The sequence below is a fragment of the Xenophilus sp. Marseille-Q4582 genome (assembly GCF_916700565.1).
Taxonomy (GTDB): Bacteria; Pseudomonadota; Gammaproteobacteria; order Burkholderiales; family Burkholderiaceae_C; genus Xenophilus.
Window position 1 is genome coordinate 678,021 of record NZ_CAKAKO010000006.1, and the last position, 20,044, is coordinate 698,064.

The 20,044-nt window shown below is 68.2% G+C and carries 17 protein-coding genes and 1 pseudogene; 1 reads left to right on the plus strand and 17 read right to left on the minus strand.

From position 1 onward, the window contains the following. Window positions 1–2: 2 nt before the first annotated feature. From LG388_RS23385 to LG388_RS23450, 14 genes are all read right to left on the minus strand, one after another. Window positions 3–674 (minus strand): acetyltransferase, encoded by a 672-nt coding sequence (locus tag LG388_RS23385; RefSeq protein WP_225784953.1) that lies wholly within the window; start codon window positions 672–674, stop codon window positions 3–5. Further along, entirely contained in the window at window positions 671–1,282 is a 612-nt protein-coding gene (locus tag LG388_RS23390; RefSeq protein WP_225784954.1) for a sugar transferase, read from the minus strand. The genes LG388_RS23385 and LG388_RS23390 overlap by 4 nt, the downstream gene beginning before the upstream one ends. Further along, window positions 1,279–2,469, minus strand: coding sequence for a glycosyltransferase (locus LG388_RS23395; protein WP_225784955.1), 1,191 nt, complete (start codon window positions 2,467–2,469; stop codon window positions 1,279–1,281). The genes LG388_RS23390 and LG388_RS23395 overlap by 4 nt, the downstream gene beginning before the upstream one ends. 10 nt (window positions 2,470–2,479) lie before the next feature. Continuing rightward, window positions 2,480–3,460: an EpsG family protein gene (locus LG388_RS23400; protein ID WP_225784956.1), complete on the minus strand. Its 981-nt coding sequence runs from the start codon at window positions 3,458–3,460 to the stop codon at window positions 2,480–2,482. A 6-nt stretch (window positions 3,461–3,466) separates the two neighbouring features. Then, on the minus strand, window positions 3,467–4,168 hold the full coding sequence (locus LG388_RS23405) for a hypothetical protein (RefSeq protein WP_225784957.1): 702 nt from the start codon (window positions 4,166–4,168) through the stop codon (window positions 3,467–3,469). Between the two features lie 4 nt (window positions 4,169–4,172). Next, the gene (locus LG388_RS23410) at window positions 4,173–5,252 is read right to left on the minus strand and encodes a polysaccharide pyruvyl transferase family protein (protein ID WP_225784958.1); all 1,080 of its coding nucleotides are present in this window, start codon (window positions 5,250–5,252) and stop codon (window positions 4,173–4,175) included. 89 nt (window positions 5,253–5,341) lie between these two features. Then, window positions 5,342–6,496, minus strand: coding sequence for a polysaccharide biosynthesis/export family protein (locus LG388_RS23415; RefSeq protein ID WP_225784959.1), 1,155 nt, complete (start codon window positions 6,494–6,496; stop codon window positions 5,342–5,344). 536 nt (window positions 6,497–7,032) lie between these two features. After that, window positions 7,033–8,013 (minus strand): branched-chain amino acid ABC transporter permease, encoded by a 981-nt coding sequence (locus LG388_RS23420; RefSeq protein WP_225785182.1) that lies wholly within the window; start codon window positions 8,011–8,013, stop codon window positions 7,033–7,035. Between the two features lie 13 nt (window positions 8,014–8,026). Beyond that, window positions 8,027–8,902, minus strand: coding sequence for a branched-chain amino acid ABC transporter permease (locus tag LG388_RS23425; protein WP_225784960.1), 876 nt, complete (start codon window positions 8,900–8,902; stop codon window positions 8,027–8,029). A 92-nt stretch (window positions 8,903–8,994) separates the two neighbouring features. Beyond that, on the minus strand, window positions 8,995–10,194 hold the full coding sequence (locus tag LG388_RS23430) for an ABC transporter substrate-binding protein (protein ID WP_225784961.1): 1,200 nt from the start codon (window positions 10,192–10,194) through the stop codon (window positions 8,995–8,997). Window positions 10,195–10,264: 70 nt separating this feature from the next. Then, window positions 10,265–11,458, minus strand: coding sequence for an ABC transporter substrate-binding protein (locus tag LG388_RS23435; protein ID WP_225785183.1), 1,194 nt, complete (start codon window positions 11,456–11,458; stop codon window positions 10,265–10,267). Between the two features lie 67 nt (window positions 11,459–11,525). Then, window positions 11,526–12,239: an ABC transporter ATP-binding protein gene (locus tag LG388_RS23440; protein ID WP_225784962.1), complete on the minus strand. Its 714-nt coding sequence runs from the start codon at window positions 12,237–12,239 to the stop codon at window positions 11,526–11,528. 161 nt (window positions 12,240–12,400) lie between these two features. Further along, a complete protein-coding gene (locus LG388_RS23445) occupies window positions 12,401–13,171 on the minus strand; it encodes an ABC transporter ATP-binding protein (protein ID WP_225784963.1) in 771 nt (256 codons plus the stop codon). 368 nt (window positions 13,172–13,539) lie between these two features. Next, window positions 13,540–15,102 carry a DHA2 family efflux MFS transporter permease subunit gene (locus tag LG388_RS23450; RefSeq protein ID WP_255632228.1) on the minus strand — a complete coding sequence of 521 codons (1,563 nt, stop codon included), beginning with the start codon at window positions 15,100–15,102 and terminating at the stop codon, window positions 13,540–13,542. A 279-nt stretch (window positions 15,103–15,381) separates the two neighbouring features. Here LG388_RS23450 and LG388_RS23455 point away from each other — a divergent pair, with 279 nt between their 5' ends. Next, window positions 15,382–16,470 (plus strand): IS5 family transposase, encoded by a 1,089-nt coding sequence (locus tag LG388_RS23455; protein WP_225784964.1) that lies wholly within the window; start codon window positions 15,382–15,384, stop codon window positions 16,468–16,470. 135 nt (window positions 16,471–16,605) lie between these two features. Here the strand turns inward: LG388_RS23455 and LG388_RS23460 are convergent. From LG388_RS23460 to LG388_RS23470, 3 genes and pseudogenes are all read right to left on the minus strand, one after another. Beyond that, window positions 16,606–17,796 (minus strand): annotated as a pseudogene (locus LG388_RS23460) (efflux RND transporter periplasmic adaptor subunit); the annotation flags it as partial. 60 nt (window positions 17,797–17,856) lie between these two features. Further along, entirely contained in the window at window positions 17,857–19,398 is a 1,542-nt protein-coding gene (locus LG388_RS23465; protein ID WP_225784965.1) for an efflux transporter outer membrane subunit, read from the minus strand. After that, a complete protein-coding gene (locus LG388_RS23470; protein ID WP_370630229.1) occupies window positions 19,395–19,892 on the minus strand; it encodes a MarR family winged helix-turn-helix transcriptional regulator in 498 nt (165 codons plus the stop codon). Before LG388_RS23470 ends, LG388_RS23465 begins: the two co-directional genes overlap by 4 nt. Between the last annotated feature and the right edge of the window lie 152 nt (window positions 19,893–20,044).

Genomic DNA, 20,044 nt, shown 5'->3' on the forward strand with positions numbered 1-20,044 from the left:
CTTCACTCCTTGGGCGCGAGCAGACGCGCCGGGTTGCCTGCCACGGTGGTCGCGGCGGCCACGCTGCGTGTGACCACCGCCCCCATGCCCACCACGGCGCCGCGCCCGATGACCAGGGGCGCACCCGGGCGCCCCTGACGAATCACCGCGCCCGTGCCGATGTAGGCGTGGTCTTCGATCACCACGTTGCCGTTGCAGCACACGCCGGGCGCGAAGGTCACGTAGTCGCCGATCACGCAGTCGTGCTCGACGTAGCTGTAGAGGTTGGCGTGGAAATGGCGGCCGATGCGGATGTTGGAGGTGAGCGTGACGAAGGGGCTGAGCGCCGCCCCTTCGCCCAGGACCACGTCGTCCATGCGCACCACGTTGGCCGCGGCCACCGTCCAGGCCTGCACGCCGGCGGCGGCGCAGCGCGCGGCCAGCCGGGCGCGCACCTGGCCGTCGGCGATCGCCAGCACGGCGTGGCGCGTGGAGGCCGGCGCCTGCAGGAACGCCTGGAAGCCCAGCACCCGCTGGCCGTTGACGACCGGCGCCGTCGCCCCGTCGTCCACGAAGACCAGGCGCTCGGGCGGCACGCCCTGGCGCGCCAGTTGCTCACGCGCCAGCGGCATGATGGAGCGGCCACAGCCGCTGGCGCCGTACACGGCATAGAGCGGGGGCGGCGCGGCGGTCACGGGCGCCCCTCCGGTCGCGCGGCGGAGCCGGTGAACCGCGGCATGGTGGCTTCGCCGGCTGCGCTCACGCCATCGCGCGCCAGCACCTTGCCGGCCGTGCGGGCCAGGATGCGCAGGTCGAGCGCGAAGCTGCGGTGGTCGACGTACCAGACGTCGAGCGCGAATTTCTGCTCCCACGACAAGGCGTTGCGGCCATTGATCTGCGCCCAGCCCGTGATGCCGGGGCGGACCTCGTGACGGCGCGCCTGCTCGGCCGTGTACAGCGGCAGGTACTCCATCAGCAACGGCCGCGGGCCCACCAGGCTCATGTGCCCCAGCAGCACGTTCCACAGCTCGGGCAGTTCGTCCAGGCTGGTGGCGCGCAGTGCCCTGCCGAAGGGCGTCAGGCGATGGTCGTCGGCCAGCAGCCGGCCCTGGCCGTCGCGCGCCTCGGTCATGGTGCGGAACTTGACCATGGCGAAGGGGCGCCCGTGCAGCCCCGGCCGGCGCTGCACGAAAAGCGGCGGCGCGCGCAGCGCCACGGCCACGGCCACGGCCAGGGCGAGCAGCACGGGCGCCAGCAGCAGCAGCAGCGACAACGCCACCCCGATGTCGAACAATCGCTTCATGCGGCCTCCTGTGCGGGGGTTCCGTCGATCAAGGCGTCGATGTGCGCATAGCTCAGGCGCCGGTCGAACTGCCTGAGGAGCGCGGGCGCCACACTGCCGTCGTGCCGAAGCGCCCGAACGGCGTCGACGGCCGCATGGAAGCTGGCGATGTGCCCGGCGCGGTACTGGACGGCCGGCGCCTGTGCCAGGAGTTGCCGCACCTCCGCATTGGTCTGGCTGGAGATGATGGGCTTGCCCAGCATCAGGTAGTCGGAGAGCTTGTTGGTCACGCTCTGCTGCGCGGCCTGCTTGATGGGGTTGACCAGGCAGTCGGCCCCCTTGGCGATGGCGATCATTTCGTCGTAGGGCACGAAGCCATGGAAATGCACGTTCGGGGGGGCGCGCCGCGCCAGTCGCGCGCGCAGGGGGCCGTCGCCCAGGATGTGCAGCTGGCAGGGAAGGCGGGGCCCGGCCAGGCCCGCGAATGCGTCCACGAGCGTCTGCAGGTCGTAGCTGTGGCCCAGCGTGCCGGCGTAGACGAAGTGCATGGAGCCGGCCGGCAGCGCGCGCGCGGCGACGGCATCGATGCGGGCCTTGTCGGAGCCGATGTACACCACCTGGCCGGTGGCCTGCCTGTTGGCCTGGCGCGCGCGCGCCAGATAGGTCCGCGACACGGCCACCAGGTGGTCGGCCGCCCCGTAGGCCCGGTCGGCCTTGGCGGCGAAGGGCATCAGCGGCCTGGGCAGGCGGCTGGCCCACGGCAGCAGCGCCGAGATGGCTTCTGGCCACAGGTCCTGCACGTCGATGGCAAGGCGAAAGCCATGGCGTTCCTTCAGGCGCCCCAGCAGGATGTTGGTCTGCAGCAGCGGCAGGGCCGAATACACCAGGTCGAAGGGACGCCGCGGCAGTTCGTCCTGCAGCCACTGCTTCAGGTGACGCACGAACACGGCATGGCTGCGCAAGCGCGCCAGCGAGACGTTTCCCGCATAGCCCGGCTCATCGATGAGGATCAGCCGCAATCCTTCGCACTGCACCCGCCGGTCGCGTTGCCGCTTGTCGAAATGGCGGAAGGCGCTGGTCACCAGCGTCACTTCGCAACGGGCCGCCGCGCGCTGCGCCAGATAGAGGAAGCGGTTGAAGTAGGCCTCCCCCGGCAGGGAGCAGAAGGGGGCGATGACGAGCAGGCGCTTGTTCGTCGTGTGCGTCATGGCTGGGTCCTCATGACCGGAACATCATCTGGCGCGCCCCGCTGTGCAGGAACAGCAGCAGTCCCATGGGCAGGAAGTACAGCCACACGAACTGCAGCACCGACGCGCGCGTGTAGCGGCCCGAGCCCTGGTAGCACAGGTACAGAAAGCTCTGCAGCGCCAGCACCGAGATCCAGTTGCGCGAGATGATCCAGTTGGTGAAAGGCGTGAGCGACACCAGCAGCCCCATGGCGAACAGCGCCGCGCTTTGCAGTTGCACGTTGTCTGCCAGCCTCGCAGCGCTGTCGGCACCGGCAACCTCGCGCCGGCGCAGCCGCGCGAGCCACACGAGGTAGAGCGACAGCCCTGCGTACAGCGCGATCTTCCAGAAAGGCTCTTCGAGCACGTCGGCCCCGGTTTCGAAGGCGGCCAGCACGGCGTCGTTCAAGGACAGCAGCACCACGGCAGCCAGCACCAGCAGCGCGCCCATCACCCGGTAGGTGGCCCGCAGCCGCCGCAGGAACACGGGCAGCAGGGCCGGCAGCAGCAGCAGCGAGCCGTTGTGCGCGAACAGCGCCAGCAGCGCCAGCAGCAAGGTCCGGCGCGGCCGTTCGTTGACCGCCGCGACTGCCGCGCCGGCCAGCAAGGCGAAGGCCACGTACTGGCGCAGGACGTTGAAGCTCAGCAGCACGAAGGCGAAGGACACGTAGAAAAAGGCAAAGCGATGGCCCACGAAGCCCGCGTTCCGGCACGCCAGCCCCACCACCGCGGCCACGACGAGGTCCAGCACCATCAACTGCTGGGCCAGGTCCAGGTGCGGCGACAGGGCTGACAGCAGGTCCATGGCGCCCCAGGACACCCATTCCTTCAGGTAGTAGGCGGACCACTCGAGCACCCCTTCGCGCAGGATCACGTCGTAGCGCTCCACGTCGACCCCGAAGGGCGCCGAAGCCTTCACCCAGAAATTCAGCAGCAGCAGCAAAAAGGCGAGCCCGCCCACCAGCGCTTTCATGGCGGTTCAATGAAATATCAGCCATACCGTGGCGATCAATGCCGGCGACACCACCGCAATTCCGAGTATCTTTCCCAGGAAAACGGAGAAATAGCCGTCGTCGGCATTTCCGGATTCCTCGGACACCGCGAGATGGGGATTGGTGTAAAAATTCAGCAGCAGCGAACCAATGCCCGAGACCACCCCCGTCAATTGAAGGATGGAACCCCGGTAATCAAAATGGTAGATGGCCACCAGGTTCAGCACGAAAGACACGGAAACGAACAACCCGGTGGTGACGGCCGAGGAATAGAAGAACGAAGCGACGAATCTGCCTTTCAAAGGGGAAATTCCAGGCGTGCCCGTCCATCGCATGGCTGAAAAGGAGTGCACGCGGTAGCCGTTTTGCCGGATCTTGCCCAGCACCTGGCAAAAGGACGCATTGACCGCGCCCCAGAACAGGTAGACGGCCGACGTCCCGAGCGCCGCCAGCACCAGGCTCCACGCCGTGAGCTGCAGCAGCTGCGCCGCGCCCATGCCGGTGTCCACGCGAAAGCCGATCAGCGGGCCGATCAGAAAGCCCAGGAAGCGGTTGAGCGAGAGGATCGCGTTGTGGAAGCTGTAGCCCAGCGACACGCTGCCGATGCGCCAGCCTGCGTAGCGGGCGATGAGCGCCGACGACTCGACGGTGACGAACAGGAAGAAGATGACGACGATCAGGGCGTCCAAGATGTCAACCTTGCGTCTGGGCGCGCAGCACCTGGCGCGCATGGTGGTGGATCTCGTCGATCACCGAGGCGGCGACACGCTCGCCGGTCACCAGCGACCCGGCGGTGCGCAGATCGAAGTGGGCCGGCAGGAGCGTGGGCAGCCGCGGCGTGAGCCCGACGCCCGCCATCGCGTCGAGGTACTTGGTGCCGTCGCCGTACACCGCGCGCCGGTCCTGTGCGAAGTTGACCAGCGCGCAAGGCACGCCGTAGCTCTGGCAGGCGATGAAGCAATGCATGGCCGACGTGACCACCAGCGGCGCCGCGCACAGGATGTCGATGAAACGTTCGATGTCGGTCGCCGCCGCCGCTTCGATCGACAGTTCCACCACCCCCTCGGGCAGGGCCAGGGGCAGGTGGCGGTGGTTCATGTGGCGCACCAGCAGGACCTGGGCGTCCAGGCGCACCGGTCGGGGGGTGTACAGCCGCGACAGGATGAAGCCCAGGTCGCCGAAGCGGTCCACGCTCGGGCCGCCCGAGCGTCGCAAGGCCGTCGCCGTGTGCGGTCCGCGCACCGAGTGGTAGGTGGCATGGCGGTGCATGCGCGCGCCCTCGTGCGCGGCGCCCGCACCCAGCACGTGGGCGTGGGCGCCAATGGCCGGCGCCAGCGATCCGACAGCCACCCAATGCGGCAAGGCGGGTGCGCGGTAGTCATCCACCAGCTCGATCGCACGGCCACTCAGCCGGTGCAGCAGGTAGGGAGACAGCCAGTCGCCGAAGTTTCCGGGCGAAGGCCCGTCGGCCCAGAGCAGCTTCAGCGCGGGCTGGGCCCCGGCCTGACGGTACTGGCCGAAGGCCCGCGCCCAGCGCGCCTGCCCCTGCGCGTGCGCGCCGGCCGCATCGGCGTGCCCATCCAGCCAATGCACGTCCTGGGCGGCGTCCAGCAGGCCGCGCTTGGCCGCTTCGAGCGCATGCTCGAAAGTCATGGGAATGCGGCCTTGCGCCGCGCGCCGCGCGCGCGCCACGCGCAGGTGGCCGCGCACGCGCCGGCCCGCGTTGAGCATCGGGTAGGGAAGCCGGAGGGCCAGACTCTTGAGCTGCGACATGGCGTTCAAAGGGTTTCGGCATGAGGGTCGGAAGGATGGGCCGCGCGCGAACGCGCGGTCGCTGCGGGGGCAGCCGCCCTGGGTCGCCCCTAGCGGTTGCGCTCGCGCACGTCGCTGGCGTTGTTGACGGCCTGGCTGGTGTTGCTCACCGCCTGGGTCGAGGGCAGGATCAGGCTGACGACGCGGTTCCACCGCACCAGCGGAACCGGATCCACGTACACCACGTCGTGCGCATCCAGCTGGAACTGCTGCGCCACCGCCAGCGCGGCGGGGTTGCGGGCGTCCAGGTGGAAGATCGCCGGCTCGCCCATGGCGCCCTGCCGGATCACGTAGATCTGGCTCGGATCGCTGCTTGCGGCGGCGGGCCCGCCCGCTTCGCCCAGCGCCTCGCTCAGGCTCAGGCGACCATTGCTGCGCATCGGCAGGGCCAGCGGCGTCACGACCTCCCCCATCACGAAGACCTTGCTGTCCTCGCGATGCGCGACCCGCAGAACGTCGCCGTGGCGCAGCGGAATCTCGTTGGCGTTGCGCCCGGCTTCGCGCAGCCGCGTCAGATCCAGCGGGATGGAAACACCGTCGCGCAGCAGCGTCAGCGCTGCGCGGTTTCCGTTGCCGGTGATGCCGCCCGCACGGTTGAGGGCTTCGCTCAGCGTCATCGGCACGTCCGTGACGATCTGAGAGCCGGGCGAACGCACCTCGCCTTCCACGTACACGCGGCGGCTGCGAAAGGACTGGATGCGCACCGTGACCTGAGGGTCGCGGATCTGCGCCGCGATTCGCCGCGCCAGCAGCGCGGAGGCCTCCGCTTCCGTCAGGCCCGCAATCCGGATGCGGCCGACATAGGGAAAGGCGATCTCGCCCCCTGAATCCACGATGAAGCCGGGCGCCACCTGCACGCCGGTCGGATCGGCCGATTGCGAGATCACCGCGCCTGCATTGGGCAGGAGCTCCGGATGGTCGTAGACGATCACTCCGACCACGTCGCCGGGGCCGATCACATAGCGTTCGGGCTCGCCGAAAAGCGCCTCCACTTCCGGGGGCAAGGGGCGCGCCCGCGCCTGGGCCTGGCTGTTCACGAGCGCCAGCGAGATCGGGGTGATCCGGCCCTGCGCCTGCGGGTCTGCCGGCTGCGGCTCGCTGTAGGGGCCCACCGTGCCCATGCCCGGCACCACGGCGCAGCCGGCAAGCACCAGCAGGCCGCACAGTGCGGCGCACCGCGCCAGGAAAGCCGTGCGCCTCAGCATTCTTCTTGCTCCCGAATTTCTTTCTCCATGCGGCAGCCTCAGCCTGCAGCTGCAATTGAATAAAAAAGGATGAATCGAGAGAAGAATTTCTTATACGATCTAAGTATTAGAAATTCATCTTGACTACGAAATCGTGAAATTCTTCCCTCGCCTGGAATTGCAGCGCATGTTATCCAGCTGAAAAGACGCGGAATTTCCGAGCTTGTTATTTTCTGCAAGCTAGGAAAGGGCAGGTATCTGCATCAAGGCCTGCGGCCCGCCCGCGTTCAGGGCACGCCGGACGGGCCAAAACTCAGGGTCAGCCAGAGCACCGCACCGCGAACACGTGAGATCCAGGGCTGTTCAATGCATTGAAATCGCCGCACCGCACCCGTGGGCCCCTCGTGCCGCAATGCAACAATTGCTCGCAATATGGGGGCCGGCGGGGCCCTGCGCCGTTGCGGAGAAGAGCGATGCCCAGCTCCACGCCCCCGGCGCTCAGCCGGGCCCCGCGGCGCAGCGGGGCCAGAGATGCGCGCAAAGGCGCACCCCAAGTTTTACTTCGCTCGCCGCCGCTCGATGAAAGCGATGACCTCGCCCATGATGCCGCGGCGGAAGGCCAGCACGCAGATCACGAAGATCAGGCCCGTGACCATGGTGACCGACTCGCCCAGCGTGTTGAACCAGTCCACCGAAGTCAGGCGCGCGAGGAAGTGGCCCAGCTCGCCGATCTTGTTCTCCAGCAGCACCACCACCGCCGCGCCGACCAGCGGACCCGACAGCGTGCCCAGGCCGCCCACCAGCGTCATCAGCACCACCTGGCCCGAGGCGGTCCAGTGCACGTCGCTGAGCGTGGCGAAGCCCAGCACCAGCGTCTTGAGCGAGCCGGCCAGGCCGGAGATCGCCGCCGAGATCACGAACACCAGCAGCTTGAAGCGGCCCGTGTCATAGCCCAGCGACAGCGCGCGCGGCTCGTTCTCCTTGATGCCCTTGAGCACCTGGCCGAAGGGCGAATGGATGGTGCGCACGATCAGCAGGAAGGCCGCGACGCAGATCAGCAGCGTCACGTAATACATCGTCAGCTCGTTGCGCAGGTCCACCACGCCGAAGAGCTTGCCGCGCGGCACGCCCTGCAGGCCGTCCTCGCCGCCCGTGAACTTGGCCTGCAGCGCAATGAAGAACACCATCTGCGCCAGGGCCAGCGTGATCATCGCGAAGTAGATGCCCTGGCGGCGGATGGCCAGCACGCCGAAGATCCAGCCCAGCAGCGCCCCGGTGGCCGTGCCGGCCAGCAGGCCCAGTTCGGGCGTGAGGCCCCACACCTTCATCGCGTGCCCGGCCACGTAGGCCGAGCCGCCCAGGAAGGCCGCATGCCCGAAGGACAGGAAGCCCGTGTAGCCCAGCAGCAGGTTGAACGCGCAGGCGAACAGGGCGAAGCACAGCAGCTTCATCACGAAGATCGGGTAGGCGCCGAAGAAGGGCGCCAGCACCAGGCCCAGCAGGAGCAGCAGGTACAGAGGAAGCGAGATCTTTTTCATCATGGCCGGCCTCTCACTTTTCCTTGCCGAACAGGCCGGCGGGGCGGATCAGCAGCACGATGACCATGATCACGAACACGACGGTGGATGAGGCTTCCGGATAGAACACCTTGGTCAGGCCCTCGATCACGCCCAGGCCCAGGCCGGTGAGGATGGAGCCCATGATCGAGCCCATGCCGCCGATCACCACCACCGCGAACACCACGATGATCAGGTTCTGGCCCATCAGCGGCGACACCTGGTACACGGGTGCGGCCAGCACGCCGGCGAAGGCGGCCAGCGCCACGCCGAAGCCGTAGGTCAGCGTGATCATCAGCGGCACGTTGATGCCGAAGGCTTCGACCAGGCGCGGGTTCTCGGTGCCGGCGCGCAGCAGCGCCCCGAGCGGCGTCTTCTCGATCACGTACCAGGTGGCGAAGCACACGACCAGCGAGGCCACCACCACCCAGGCGCGGTAGTTGGGCAGCATCATGAAACCCAGGTCGGTGGCGCCGGTCAGCAGCTCGGGCGTGTCATAGGGCAGGCCCGAGACGCCGTACACCGAGCGGAACACGCCTTCGATGAGCAGCGTGAGCCCCAGCGTGAGCAGCAGGCCGTACAGATGGTCGAGCTTGTAGATCCAGCGCAGCAGCAGCCGCTCGATGAGGATGCCGAACAGGCCGATGAGCACCGGCGCGGCCAGCAGCATCACCCAGTAGTTGACGCCCAGGTAATTCATGGCCATCCACGTGAGCACGGCGCCCAGCATGAACAGGGCCCCATGCGCGAAGTTGATGACGTTGAGCAGGCCGAAGATCACCGCCAGCCCGAGGCTCAGGATGGCGTAGAAAGAGCCGTTGACCAGCCCGAGCAGCAACTGGCTCAGCAAGGCGGGGAGCGATATGTTCATGGGTGCGGCACGCGAAAGGCTGGTCGCTGGGCAGGATCCGGCAGGCTGCGGGCCGCGGCACGTGCCGCGCCCTCGCCTGTCGGCGTTTCAGCTCACTTCCAGAGGCTGCAGCGGCTTTCGGCCTTGGTGGTGTAGACCGCGTCGCCCGGCAGCTTGGTCACGACCTTGTAGTAGTCCCAGGCCTGCTTGGACTCGGCCGGGCTCTTGACCTGCATCAGGTACATGTCGTGCACATAGCGGCCGTCGGGGCGCACCACGCCCTGGGCGTAGAAGTCCTTCAGCGGCGTGCTCTTGAAGTGGGCCATGATCTTGTCGGCGTCGGTGCTCTTGGTGGCCTCCACGGCCTTCAGGTACTGCATCGTGGCCGAGTAGTCCGCGGCCTGGATGTCGGTGGGCATGCGCTTGGTCTTGTCGAAGAAGCGCTTGCCGAACTTGCGCGATTCCTCGTCGAGGTTCCAGTCCCAGCTGGTGGTGAGCAGCAGGCCTTCGGTGTTCTTCAGGCCCAGGCTGTGCACGTCGGTCACGAAGACCAGCAGGCCGGCCATCTTCATGCTCTTGGTGATGCCGAACTCGCGCGCCGCCTTGATGGCGTTGATGGTGTCGCCGCCCGCATTGGCCAGGCCCAGGATCTGCGCCTTGCTGTTCTGCGCCTGCAGCAGGAAGGACGAGAAGTCGTTGGCGTTGAGCGGGTGCTTGACGCTGCCCAGCACCTTGCCGCCCTTGGCCGTGACGACCTTGGCCGTGTCGTCCTGCAGCGACTGGCCGAAGGCGTAGTCGGCCGTGAGGAAGTACCAGTCCTTGCCGCCCTGGTCCACGACGGCGCCGCCGGTGCCCTTGGCCAGGGCCACGGTGTCGTAGGCGTAGTGGATGGTGTAGGGGCTGCACTGCTCGTTGGTCAGCTGCGAGGTGCCGGCGCCGATGGCGATGAACACGCGTTTTTTCTCTTGCGCCACCTTGTTCATGGCCAGGGCCGTGCCCGAGTTGGTGCCGCCCACCAGCATGGTGAGGTTCTGCGTGTCGATCCACTCGCGCGCCTTCGACGCCGCGATGTCGGCCTTGTTCTGGTGGTCGGCCGTCAGCAGCTCGATGGGCATGCCGTTGACCTTGCCGCCGAAGTCGTCGATGGCCATCTGGATGGCCGTGGCGCCGCCCTTGCCGTCCACGTCGGAATAGAGGCTGGACATGTCGGTGACGAAACCGATGCGGACCTTGTCCTGCGCCTGGGCGGCGCCGGCGGCGAGCAAGGCGGCCGCGGCCAGGACGGTGACGGTGAAACGGGGACGAAGGCTCATGGTGTCTCTTTGCGTGGGAGGGGAACGGGGGTAGGAGGCGCGGCCCGCCCGCGGGCGGGTTGCGGCGAGGTCACTTCCAGAGGGCGCACTTGCTCTCGGCCTTGGTGGTGAAGACCTGCTCGCCCGGCAGCGTCTTGACCACCTTCAGGTAGTCCCAGGGCTGCTTGGATTCGGAGGCCTTCTTCACCTCGACCAGGTACATGTCGTGCACGAAGCGGCCGTCGGCGCGGATCATGCCCTTGCCGTAGAAGTCGTCGATGGGCGTCTTCTTGAGCTGCTCCATCACCTTGTCGGCATCCGTGGTCTTGGCCGCCTCCACGGCCTTCAGGTAAGCCATGGTGGCCGAGTAGTCGGCCGCCTGCACGTCGGTGGGCATGCGCTTGGCCTTCTCGTTGAAGCGCTGCGCCCACTGGCGCGACTTGTCGTTCAGGTCCCAGTACCAGCTGGTGGTGTGCAGCAGGCCTTCGGTGTTGCGCAAGCCCAGGCTGTGCACGTCGCTCAGAAACACCAGCAGGCCGGCCACCTTCATCGACTTGCCGATGCCGAATTCGCGCGCGGCCTTGATCGAATTGATGGTGTCGCCGCCCGCGTTGGCCAGGCCCAGGATCTGCGCCTTGCTGTTCTGCGCCTGCAGCAGGAAGGACGAGAAGTCCGAGGCATTGAGCGGCGCGCGCACGGCGCCCACCACGGTGCCGCCCTTGTCCTTGACGACCTTGCTGGTGTCGGCCTCCAGCGCATGGCCGAAGGCGTAGTCGGCCGTGAGGAAGAACCAGCTCTTGCCGCCCTGGTCGACCACCGCGGCGCCCGTGCCCTTGGCCAGCGCCACCGTGTCGTAGGCGTAGTGCACTGTGTAAGGGCTGCACTGCTCGTTGGTCAGCGCCGAGGTGGCCGCGCCGTTGTTGAAGTAGACGCGCTTCTTTTCCTGCGCCACCTTGGCCGTGGCCAGCGCGGTGCCGGAGTTGGTGCCGCCGAAGATCATGGTCACGCCGGCGGTGTCGATCCACTCGCGGGCCTTGGACGCCGCGATGTCGGCCTTGTTCTGGTGGTCGGCCGTCAGCAGCTCGATGGGCTGGCCCAGCACCTTGCCGCCGAAGTCGTCGATGGCCATCTGGATCGCCATCGCCCCGTTCTTGCCTTCGACGTCCGAATACAGGCTGGACATGTCGGTCACGAAGCCGATCTTGACGCGCTCCTGCGCCTGCGCGGTGCCGGCCACGCCCAGGGCGGCGATGGCCAGTGCGATCCCGGTGAATTGCTTCTTCATCATCACGTGGTCTCCTAGTGTTTGGCGAGCGAGAAAGAGCAGGAAGGGAAAGAAGGGAACAGGGCGTCTAGACGCCCAGCAGCTCGTTGAGCACCTCGGCCTTGGCCTGCAGCTCGTCGGCGCCGAAGCGCTCCACGATGCGGCCGTGCTCCATCACGTAGAAGCGGTCGGCCAGCGGTGCGGCGAAACGGAAGTTCTGCTCCACCATCACCACCGTGTAGCCCTTGGCGCGCAGCATGGTGATCATGCGCGCCAGCGCCTGCACGATGACGGGCGCGAGCCCTTCGGAGATCTCGTCGAGCAGCAGCAGGCGCGCGCCGGTGCGCAGGATGCGCGCCACCGCCAGCATCTGCTGCTCGCCCCCCGACAGGCGCGTGCCCTGGCTGTGGCGGCGCTCGGCCAGGTTGGGGAACATGGCGTAGATCTCCTCCACGCTCATGCCGCCCTCGCTGCCCTTCAGGGCCGGTGGCAGCATCAGGTTCTCCTCGGCCGACAGGCTGGCAAAGATGCCGCGCTCCTCGGGGCAGTAGCCGATGCCGAAATGGGCGATGCGGTGCGTGGGCAGGCCCACGGTCTCGTGGCCGTTGACCCGGATGCTGCCCTTGCGCGAGCCCGTGAGACCCATGATGGCGCGCAGCGTGCTGGTGCGCCCGGCGCCGTTGCGGCCCAGCAGCGTCACCACCTCGCCGGGCTGCACGACCATGTCCACGCCGTGCAGCACATGCGATTCGCCGTACCAGGCGTGCAGGTCCTTGATTTCGAGTGCGGGGGTTGTTGCCATGTCAGTCATCCGCGTCGCATGAACGCAGCGCAGCCATCTCAGCCGACGAGCGCAGCGAAGTCTTCAGGGCACCCGAGGAACTGGCTTTGCCAGGCCTCTGGGTGCGCCCCTCTCGCGCAGCAGAGGGGGGAGCGGCGAAGCCGCTTGGGGGGTGCTTCATGTCAATGCGCTCCCTGCAGCTGGCCTTCGGTGGTGCCCATGTAGGCCTCCATGACCTGCGGGTTCTTCGAGACTTCGGCGTACGGCCCTTCGGCCAGCACGGCGCCGCGCTGCAGCACGGTGATGGTGTCGGCGATGGTGGAGACCACGCTCATGTTGTGCTCCACCATGAGGATGGTGCGGCCGGCCGACACGCGCTTGATCAGCTGCGCCACGCGGTGCACGTCTTCGTGGCCCATGCCCTGCGTGGGCTCGTCCAGCAGCATGAGTTCGGGCTCCATGGCCAGCGTGGTGGCGATCTCGAGCGCGCGCTTGCGGCCGTAGGGCAGGTTCACGGTCTGCTCGTGGGCCAAGTCCTCCAGCCCCACTTCGGCCAGCAGCTCCATCGCGCGGCCGTGCAGGGGCAGCAGCGATTTCTCGCTCTTCCAGAAGTGGTAGCTGGTGCCCAGCGCGCGCTGCAGGCCCAGGCGCACGTTCTCCAGCACCGTCAGGTGCGGAAACACGGCCGAGATCTGGAAGGAGCGGATGATGCCGCGCCGCGCGATCTGCGACGGCCGCTCGCGCGTGATGTCCTGCCCATTGAAGACGATGCTGCCCGAAGTGGGCTCCAGGAACTTGGTCAGCAGGTTGAAGCAGGTGGTCTTGCCCGCACCGTTGGGACCGATGAGCGCGTGGATGGCGCCGCGCGCCACCTTCAGGTCGACCTTGCTCACGGCGGTGAAGCCCTTGAACTCCTTGGTGAGCTGGCGGGTCTCGAGGATGATGTCGCTCATGTCAGGCGGCCCACCCTTGCGACGGCACCGGGGCCCCTGAGCCCTGAGGGGCGATGCGGCGAGCGCGGGACGGATTCACGCCAAAGCGCTCCAGCAGGCTCGAAGCCAGGAGGTTCTTGGGGCAGGCAGTGCATGGCATGCGATGGACGACCCTCTGTAATTACGGCGCATTGTTGGCGGCCCGTTTGGCCTTGCGTACTGGGGCAAATGCGGATGCTGCGGTGCAATGTGCACGCGTCCTACAACGCCCGTTTTCAGTCCCTCGTGCCGCCTGTTCCGGGCTGGTCCGAACGAAAAAAGGCCCGCACGAGGCGGGCCGATTCGAAGGGCTGCGCGGTGCTCACGCAGTGGAAGGAAGAAACGCTTCCTCAGTGCGCACCGGCCGCCGCGTCGGCGCCCGCACCGCCGCGCGCGGGGCGCGACAGCCAGATCACCGGCACCAGCAGCAGGAACATCAGCGCCGAGGCATAGAACAGCTCCGAGGTCGCCAGCATGAAGGCCTGCTGGTCGACCAGGCGGTTGATCTGCGCCAGCACCTGCTCCGAACTGAAGCCCGCACCACTCAGCGTGCCGATGGCGGCATTGGTGGCCGTGCTGCCGGTGTTCACCGCTTCGGCCAGTTGCGCATGGTGCAGCGCGGCGCGGTTCTCCCACAGGGTGGTGGCGATGGACGTGCCCATCGCGCCGGCCGTGATGCGCGCGAAGTTCGACAGGCCCGAGGCCGCGGGAATGCGGTCCGGCGTCAGGCCCGACAGCGTGATGGTCACCAGTGGGATGAAGAAGAAGGCCATCGCGATGCCCTGGATCACGGTCGGGATCATGATGGTGGCGAAGTCGGTCTGCGTGTTGAAGCGCGAGCGCATCCACAGGATCAGTGCGAAGATGAGGAAGGAGGCCGTGGCATAGCGCCGCGGGTCCACCTTGCCCACCGTGAGGCCCACGATGGGCGACAGCAGGATGGCCATCACGCCCACCGGCGCCAGCACCATGCCGGCCTGCGTGGCCGTGTAGCCCATGTACTGCTGCAGCCACAGCGGCAGGATCACCACGTTGCCGAAGAACAGACCATAGCCCACGGCCGTGGCCAGGGCGCCCGACCAGAAGTTGCGGCGCTTGAACAGCGACAGGTCCACCACCGGGTGCTTCTCGGTCAGCTCCCAGACCAGGAAGAAGGCGAAGCCCACCGCGGCGACCACGGCCATCGCGATGATCTCGGCCGAATGGAACCAGTCCAGCTCCTTGCCCTTGTCGAGCATGAGCTGCAGCGCGCCCACCCACAGCACCAGCAGCGCGAGGCCGATGGCGTCGATGGGCACCTGCTGGGTCGGGCTCTCGCGCTTGCGGTAGATCAGCAGCGTGAGGCCCGCGGCCAGCAGGCCGACCGGGATGTTGATGTAGAAGATCCAGGGCCACGAGATGTTGTCGGTGATCCAGCCGCCCAGGAGCGGCCCCATCACGGGCGCGATCAGCGTGGTCATGGACCACATGGCCATCGCCAGCCCCGCCTTGGCGCGCGGGTAGCTGGACAGCAGCAGCGTCTGCGACAGCGGGATCATGGGCCCCGCGACGAAGCCCTGCAGCGCGCGGAAGGCGATCAGCATCGTCATGTTGGGCGCCAGGCCGCAGAGCCAGGAGCTGATGACGAACAGGATCACGCTGGCCATGAACAGGCGCACCTGCCCGATGCGCTGCGTGAGAAAGCCCGTGAGCGGCACGGCGATGGCATTGGCCACGCCGAAGCTGGTGATGACCCAGGTGCCCTGCGTGGAGCTCACGCCCAGGTCGCCCGAGATGGCGGGCAGCGACACGTTCGCGATGGACGAGTCCAGCACGTTCATGAAAGTCGCGGCGGAGAGGGCCAGCGTGCCCCACACGCGCGCCGCACCTTCGAGCGGCGGCGGCGAGACATAGGCGGTGGTGTTGGCGGACATGGAAATCGCCTGCGCGACGGCCCGCTCAGCCGGCGTGGTGGTTCATCGCCAGATGCGCGCCCTGCCCTTGCCGCGCTGGTGCCGGGCCCTGGCCCTCGCGCGCGCCGTCGCCCGCCTGCGGCGCCGGGGCCCGGCCCAGGTTCGCCTCGATGATGCGCCGCACCTGCGCGTCCGCGCCCTGGTCCAGCGCGCTGTAGCAGGCCGTTGAAAAATCCCCTGCGAGCGTCCGCGTCGGCCGCTACGATCTGAAGCCATCCCGGAACAACTGCGACAAGAAAGATGAGAGGCAACCAAGACTTCCAGGGGGCGATGTTTAGCTACATCAGCCTTGAAGAAAGAGTGCCAGCGGCACACCCGCTGCGCAAGTTGCGCGCCGTGGTGGATGCGCTGCTGTCGAGCATGAACAGCGAGTTCGAAGCGGTGTACGCCCGCCGTGGCCGCCCCTCGGTGCCGCCGGAGATGCTGCTCAAGGCCTTGCTGCTGCAAATCCTGTTCTCCATCCGCAGCGAACGCCAGCTGGTCGAGGCGGTCAACTACAACCTGCTGTACCGCTGGTTCGTGGGCCTGAACATTGAAGACAAGGTCTGGGACCACTCCACCTTCAGCGCCAACCGCGAACGCCTCTTCAACGAAGACCTGGCGCGCGCCTTCTTCGAGCGCGTCAAGCTCAGCGCCCAGTGGGGCCGGCTTGCCAGCGACGAACACTTCAGCGTGGACGGCACGCTGATTGAGGCCTGGGCCTCGCACAAGAGTTTCAAACGCAAAGACGACGACAGCGGCACGCCACCCGGACGCAACCCCGAGGTGAACTTCAAAGGGCAGGAGCGCTGCAACGACACCCACGCCAGCACCACCGATGCCGATGCCCGGCTGTTCAAGAAGAGCGCGGGCGACAAATCTCGCCTGTGCCACATGGGGCACATCCTCATGCAGAACCGCAACGGGCTGCTCGTGGATGTGGAGATCACACATGCCAGTGGCACCGCCGAGCGCGAGGCGGCGCTGGCGATGCTCAAACGCCGGGGAAACAAGAACAAGCGGGCCACGGTCGGGGCCGACAAAGGTTACGACAGCCAGGCCTTCATCAAGGGCTGCCGAAAGCTCAAAGTCACGCCACACGTGGCGGCCAAGGACAAGCACTCGGCGGTCGATGGCCGCATCCGGCGCCACGAGGGCTACCAGACCAGCCTCAAAGTGCGCAAGCGCATCGAGGAGGCCTTTGGCTGGATCAAGACAGTGGGTGGTCTGGCCAAGACCAAATTGATCGGTCAGGCCAAGCTCGCGGGCCAGGCGCTGCTGTGCTTTGCCACCTACAACCTGGTGCGCATGGGCAGTCTGGGCGGCTGGTGGGACGCGCATCATGCGTGAACCATGGGATACGTGCGCCCGGAACGGGCAAAACGGCCTGCAAACAGGCCGAAATGGCCGCTCCAATCGCTGCGCAGGCCAGTTTGGGCGATCCGTTTCTTCGAAATCCACGACCCTGGCGCGTTCGATGAGCATTTTTTCAACGGCCTGGTAGACCTGGGTCTGCGCCACGGGCTCGCGGCGCGGCGCGTCGGCCAGCAGCGGGCCGCCGCGTTCGCGCACGTCGACTTCGGCATCCATCGACAGGCCCACGCGCAGCGGATTGGCCTTGACCTGCTCGGGGTCCAGCGCGATGCGCACCGGCACGCGCTGCACCACCTTGATCCAGTTGCCCGTGGCGTTCTGCGCCGGCAGCAGCGCGAAGGCCGCGCCCGTGCCGATGCCCAGGCCTTCCACGCGGCCGTCGTACTGCACCTTCTTGCCGTACAGGTCGGCCGTGAGTTTCACGGGCTGGCCGATGCGGATGTTGCGCAACTGCACTTCCTTGAAATTCGCGTCGACCCACACCTGGCCCAGCGGCACCACCGACATCAGCGGCGCCCCCGGGCTCACGCGCTGGCCCAACTGGACGGTGCGCCTGGCCACGTAGCCATCGATGGGCGCGGGCATGGCGACGCGCTGCGTGGCGAGGTAGGCCTCGCGCACCTTGGCGGCGGCGGCCAGCACGCTGGGGTGCTCCTCCACGCGCGTGCCGTCGGTCAGCGACCGGTTGCTGGCCAGGCTTTCGCGCGCCGCGGCCACGCCGGCCTGCGCCGCCGCCAACGCGCTGCGCGCATTGGCCACAGCGGTTTCGGAATGGTTCAGCTCTTCCTTGGAAACAGCACCGTTGCCACCCAGCGACTGGCGGCGGCGCAGGTCGTCCTGCGCGCGGGCCAGGTCGCTCTGCGCCCGGGCCACGTCGGCCTGGCGCAATTGCACCTGGGCAGCCAGCGAGCCGTTGTTGGCGTACAGCGTGCGCGCCTGGCGCACGGCCTGGGCCAGGGCGGCCTCGGCCTGCTCCAGCGCCACCTGGGCGTCGGACGGGTCCAGCTGCACCAGCGGCTGGCCGGCTTTCACGAAGTCGGTGTCATCGGCGCCGATGCGCATCACCGTGCCCGCGATCTGCGGCGTGATCTGGATGACGTTGCCCTGCACGTAGGCGTTGTCGGTGCTTTCGTAGTGGCTGGCGACCAGCACTTCGTAGGCCGTCCAGGCGGCCCCGGCCAGCACCACGACGGCCGTCAGGGACAGCAGCGCGCGGCGGCGCTTGCCGTTGCCGCCCCGGCCGGTGTCATGCGATGTGGCGGCGGGCGCCGCGGAAGACGAGATGTCGTTGTTTTCGCTCATGATGGGCTCCACCCCGGAACGGGGCTCGCTAAAGCTTTTCTTGACTCGTGGATGAAAGATTCAGGGCCGGGCGGGCGCCACGTCCGCTGCGGCGGCCTGCGGCGCGGGGCCGGGGCCGGCCTGCCAGCCGCCGCCCAGCGCGCGCGCCAGCGCCACCTGTGTGTCCAGCGCACGCGCCGCCAGGTCCACCGCCTGGCGGCGCTGCGCCAGCACGGCGGTCTCGGCCGCCAGCACGTTCAGGTAGTTGCCCAGGCCGGCGCCATAGCGCTGCGTGGCGATCTGCCAGGCGCCTTCGGCCGCGGCCTGGGCTTCGCGCTGCTGCGCCTGCTGGCGCGCAATGGACTGCAGGCTGCTGACCTGGTCGGCGGCGTCGCGCACCGCATCGAGCACGGCGGCGTTGTAGCTCTCGATGGCCGCGTCGCGGTCCGCCGCCTTGCCCTGCAGGTTGGCGCGCAGGCGCCCGCCTTCGAAGACGGGCAGGCTGATGGCCGGACCCACGCCCCATTGCAGGCTGCCCGACTTGAGCAGCTGGTCCAGGCCCAGCGACTGCACGTTGACGAAGGCATTGAGGTTGACGTTCGGGTAGAACTGCTTGCGCGCATAGTCCACGTCATGCGTGGCCGCTTCGGCGCGCCAGCGCGCGGCGGCGATGTCGGCGCGGCGGCCCAGCAGATCGGCCGGCAGCGCGGCCTGCAGCGGCATGGGCCGCAGGGCGGCCAGCGAAGGCGCGTTCAGCGACGCCGCGATGCCGGGCTGCGCCGTCAGCGCGTCGAGCGCATGCCGGACGATCGCGATCTGTTCGTCCAGGGCCTCGATCTGCTGGCGCGCCTCGGGCAGGCCGCCCTCGCTCTGGCGCAGCTCCAGGCGCGTGTCCAGGCCGGCGGCGACGCGGCCCTGCACCAGGCGCAGCGTCTCTTCACGTTGGGCCAGCGTGCGCTCGGCCACGTCGCGCTGCGCCACCAGGCGCGCCCACTGCACGTAGCTGCGGGCGACATTGCCGGCCAGCAGCACGCGGGCCGCGTCGGCTTCGGCCTGCGCCGCGCGGGCGTTGCCCACGGCCGCCTGCAGCGCGTCATGGTTCTTGCCGAAGAAGTCCAGCTCCCAGCCGGCGCCGATCTGCAGCAGCCCGGTGTTCTGGACCGAGCCGCCCAGCGGCGACGGGTAGATGTAGTTCTCGGAATAGAGCGAGCGGTTGACCTGGGCATCGCCCTTGACCTGCGGCAGATCGTTGGCGCGCACCACGCCGACGGCGGACTGCGCCTTGGCCAGGCGCGCCTGCGCCACCTGCAGGTTCGGGTTGCCTTGCAGCGCCTGGTCGACCAGGCGGTCCAGCTGCGGGTCGCCGAAGGCCTGCCACCAGCGAGCGTCCACGGCCGCGATGGGCAGCCCGGGGTCGGTCGGCAGGCCGGCCTGCGTTGGCGTGAGCGCTGCGGCCGGCGGTGCTAGCGTGCCGGTGTTCGCGCAGCCCGCGGCAAGGAGGGCGAGGGCCAGCGCGCCGGCCAGGCGCGCACGCGGCAAGGCGGCGCGGCGGGCGCCGGGCCGGGGGGTGCCGGGCCGGGGGGGGCCCCTGCGCAGGGCCTGCGAAAGCGATGACGGATTCATGGTTCCTGGGGAGCGGCCGGCGCCGCCGGCAGCTTCTGTGCGTTGTCGAGCATGCGGCCGAGGTAGCCCTTGAGCTGGCGCCATTCCGCCTCGCTGAAGCCGCTGAGGAATTCGTTGTGCACGCGGCACAGCACGTGCGGCACGCGCTCCGCATGGGCCGCCCCTTCGGGCGTCAGCTCGATGTTGACCACGCGGCGGTCGGCCACCGAGCGCACGCGGCGCACCAGGCCCTTGGCCTCCAGCCGGTCCAGCAGGCGCGTCATCGCGCCCGTGTCGAGCTGGCACTCGCGCGCCAGTTCGGCCACCGTGGCCGAGGGCGCCAGATGCGTGTGCAGCTTGTGCAGCGGGATCCATTGCGGGTAGGTGGGCCCGCCGGGCTCGACCAGTTCCGACTCCACCGCCTGGCTCATGGCCGTGATGAGGCGGCGCATCATGTAGCCCACGCTCATGTCGGCGGCGTAGTTCTCGGGACGGTAGAAAGCGGCGGGCGGCACGGCGCCACACCGGGCCCCGGGGGGATCGGGGGCCTTGGGCGAAGCCGGGGCCGGCCGGGCGGACGGCGGAGAGGACGGAAGTTCGGCAACCATGGGGGCGGCAATTTAATTGCCTAGACAGTAATTGTCAAGGCGGATATTGCAGCAGCAGT

What these genes read in the sequence shown, in the direction of transcription:
- LG388_RS23390 (WP_225784954.1), bottom strand. Translation starts at nt 1,282, where the DNA reads ATGAAGCGATTGTTCGACATCGGGGTGGCGTTGTCGCTGCTGCTGCTG.
- LG388_RS23395 (WP_225784955.1), bottom strand. Translation starts at nt 2,469, where the DNA reads ATGACGCACACGACGAACAAGCGCCTGCTCGTCATCGCCCCCTTCTGC.
- LG388_RS23400 (WP_225784956.1), bottom strand. Translation starts at nt 3,460, where the DNA reads ATGAAAGCGCTGGTGGGCGGGCTCGCCTTTTTGCTGCTGCTGCTGAAT.
- LG388_RS23410 (WP_225784958.1), bottom strand. Translation starts at nt 5,252, where the DNA reads ATGTCGCAGCTCAAGAGTCTGGCCCTCCGGCTTCCCTACCCGATGCTC.
- LG388_RS23415 (WP_225784959.1), bottom strand. Translation starts at nt 6,496, where the DNA reads ATGCTGAGGCGCACGGCTTTCCTGGCGCGGTGCGCCGCACTGTGCGGC.
- LG388_RS23420 (WP_225785182.1), bottom strand. Translation starts at nt 8,013, where the DNA reads ATGAAAAAGATCTCGCTTCCTCTGTACCTGCTGCTCCTGCTGGGCCTG.
- LG388_RS23425 (WP_225784960.1), bottom strand. Translation starts at nt 8,902, where the DNA reads ATGAACATATCGCTCCCCGCCTTGCTGAGCCAGTTGCTGCTCGGGCTG.
- LG388_RS23430 (WP_225784961.1), bottom strand. Translation starts at nt 10,194, where the DNA reads ATGAGCCTTCGTCCCCGTTTCACCGTCACCGTCCTGGCCGCGGCCGCC.
- LG388_RS23435 (WP_225785183.1), bottom strand. Translation starts at nt 11,458, where the DNA reads ATGAAGAAGCAATTCACCGGGATCGCACTGGCCATCGCCGCCCTGGGC.
- LG388_RS23440 (WP_225784962.1), bottom strand. Translation starts at nt 12,239, where the DNA reads ATGGCAACAACCCCCGCACTCGAAATCAAGGACCTGCACGCCTGGTAC.
- LG388_RS23445 (WP_225784963.1), bottom strand. Translation starts at nt 13,171, where the DNA reads ATGAGCGACATCATCCTCGAGACCCGCCAGCTCACCAAGGAGTTCAAG.
- LG388_RS23450 (WP_255632228.1), bottom strand. Translation starts at nt 15,102, where the DNA reads ATGTCCGCCAACACCACCGCCTATGTCTCGCCGCCGCCGCTCGAAGGT.
- LG388_RS23455 (WP_225784964.1), top strand. Translation starts at nt 15,382, where the DNA reads ATGAGAGGCAACCAAGACTTCCAGGGGGCGATGTTTAGCTACATCAGC.
- LG388_RS23465 (WP_225784965.1), bottom strand. Translation starts at nt 19,398, where the DNA reads ATGAATCCGTCATCGCTTTCGCAGGCCCTGCGCAGGGGCCCCCCCCGG.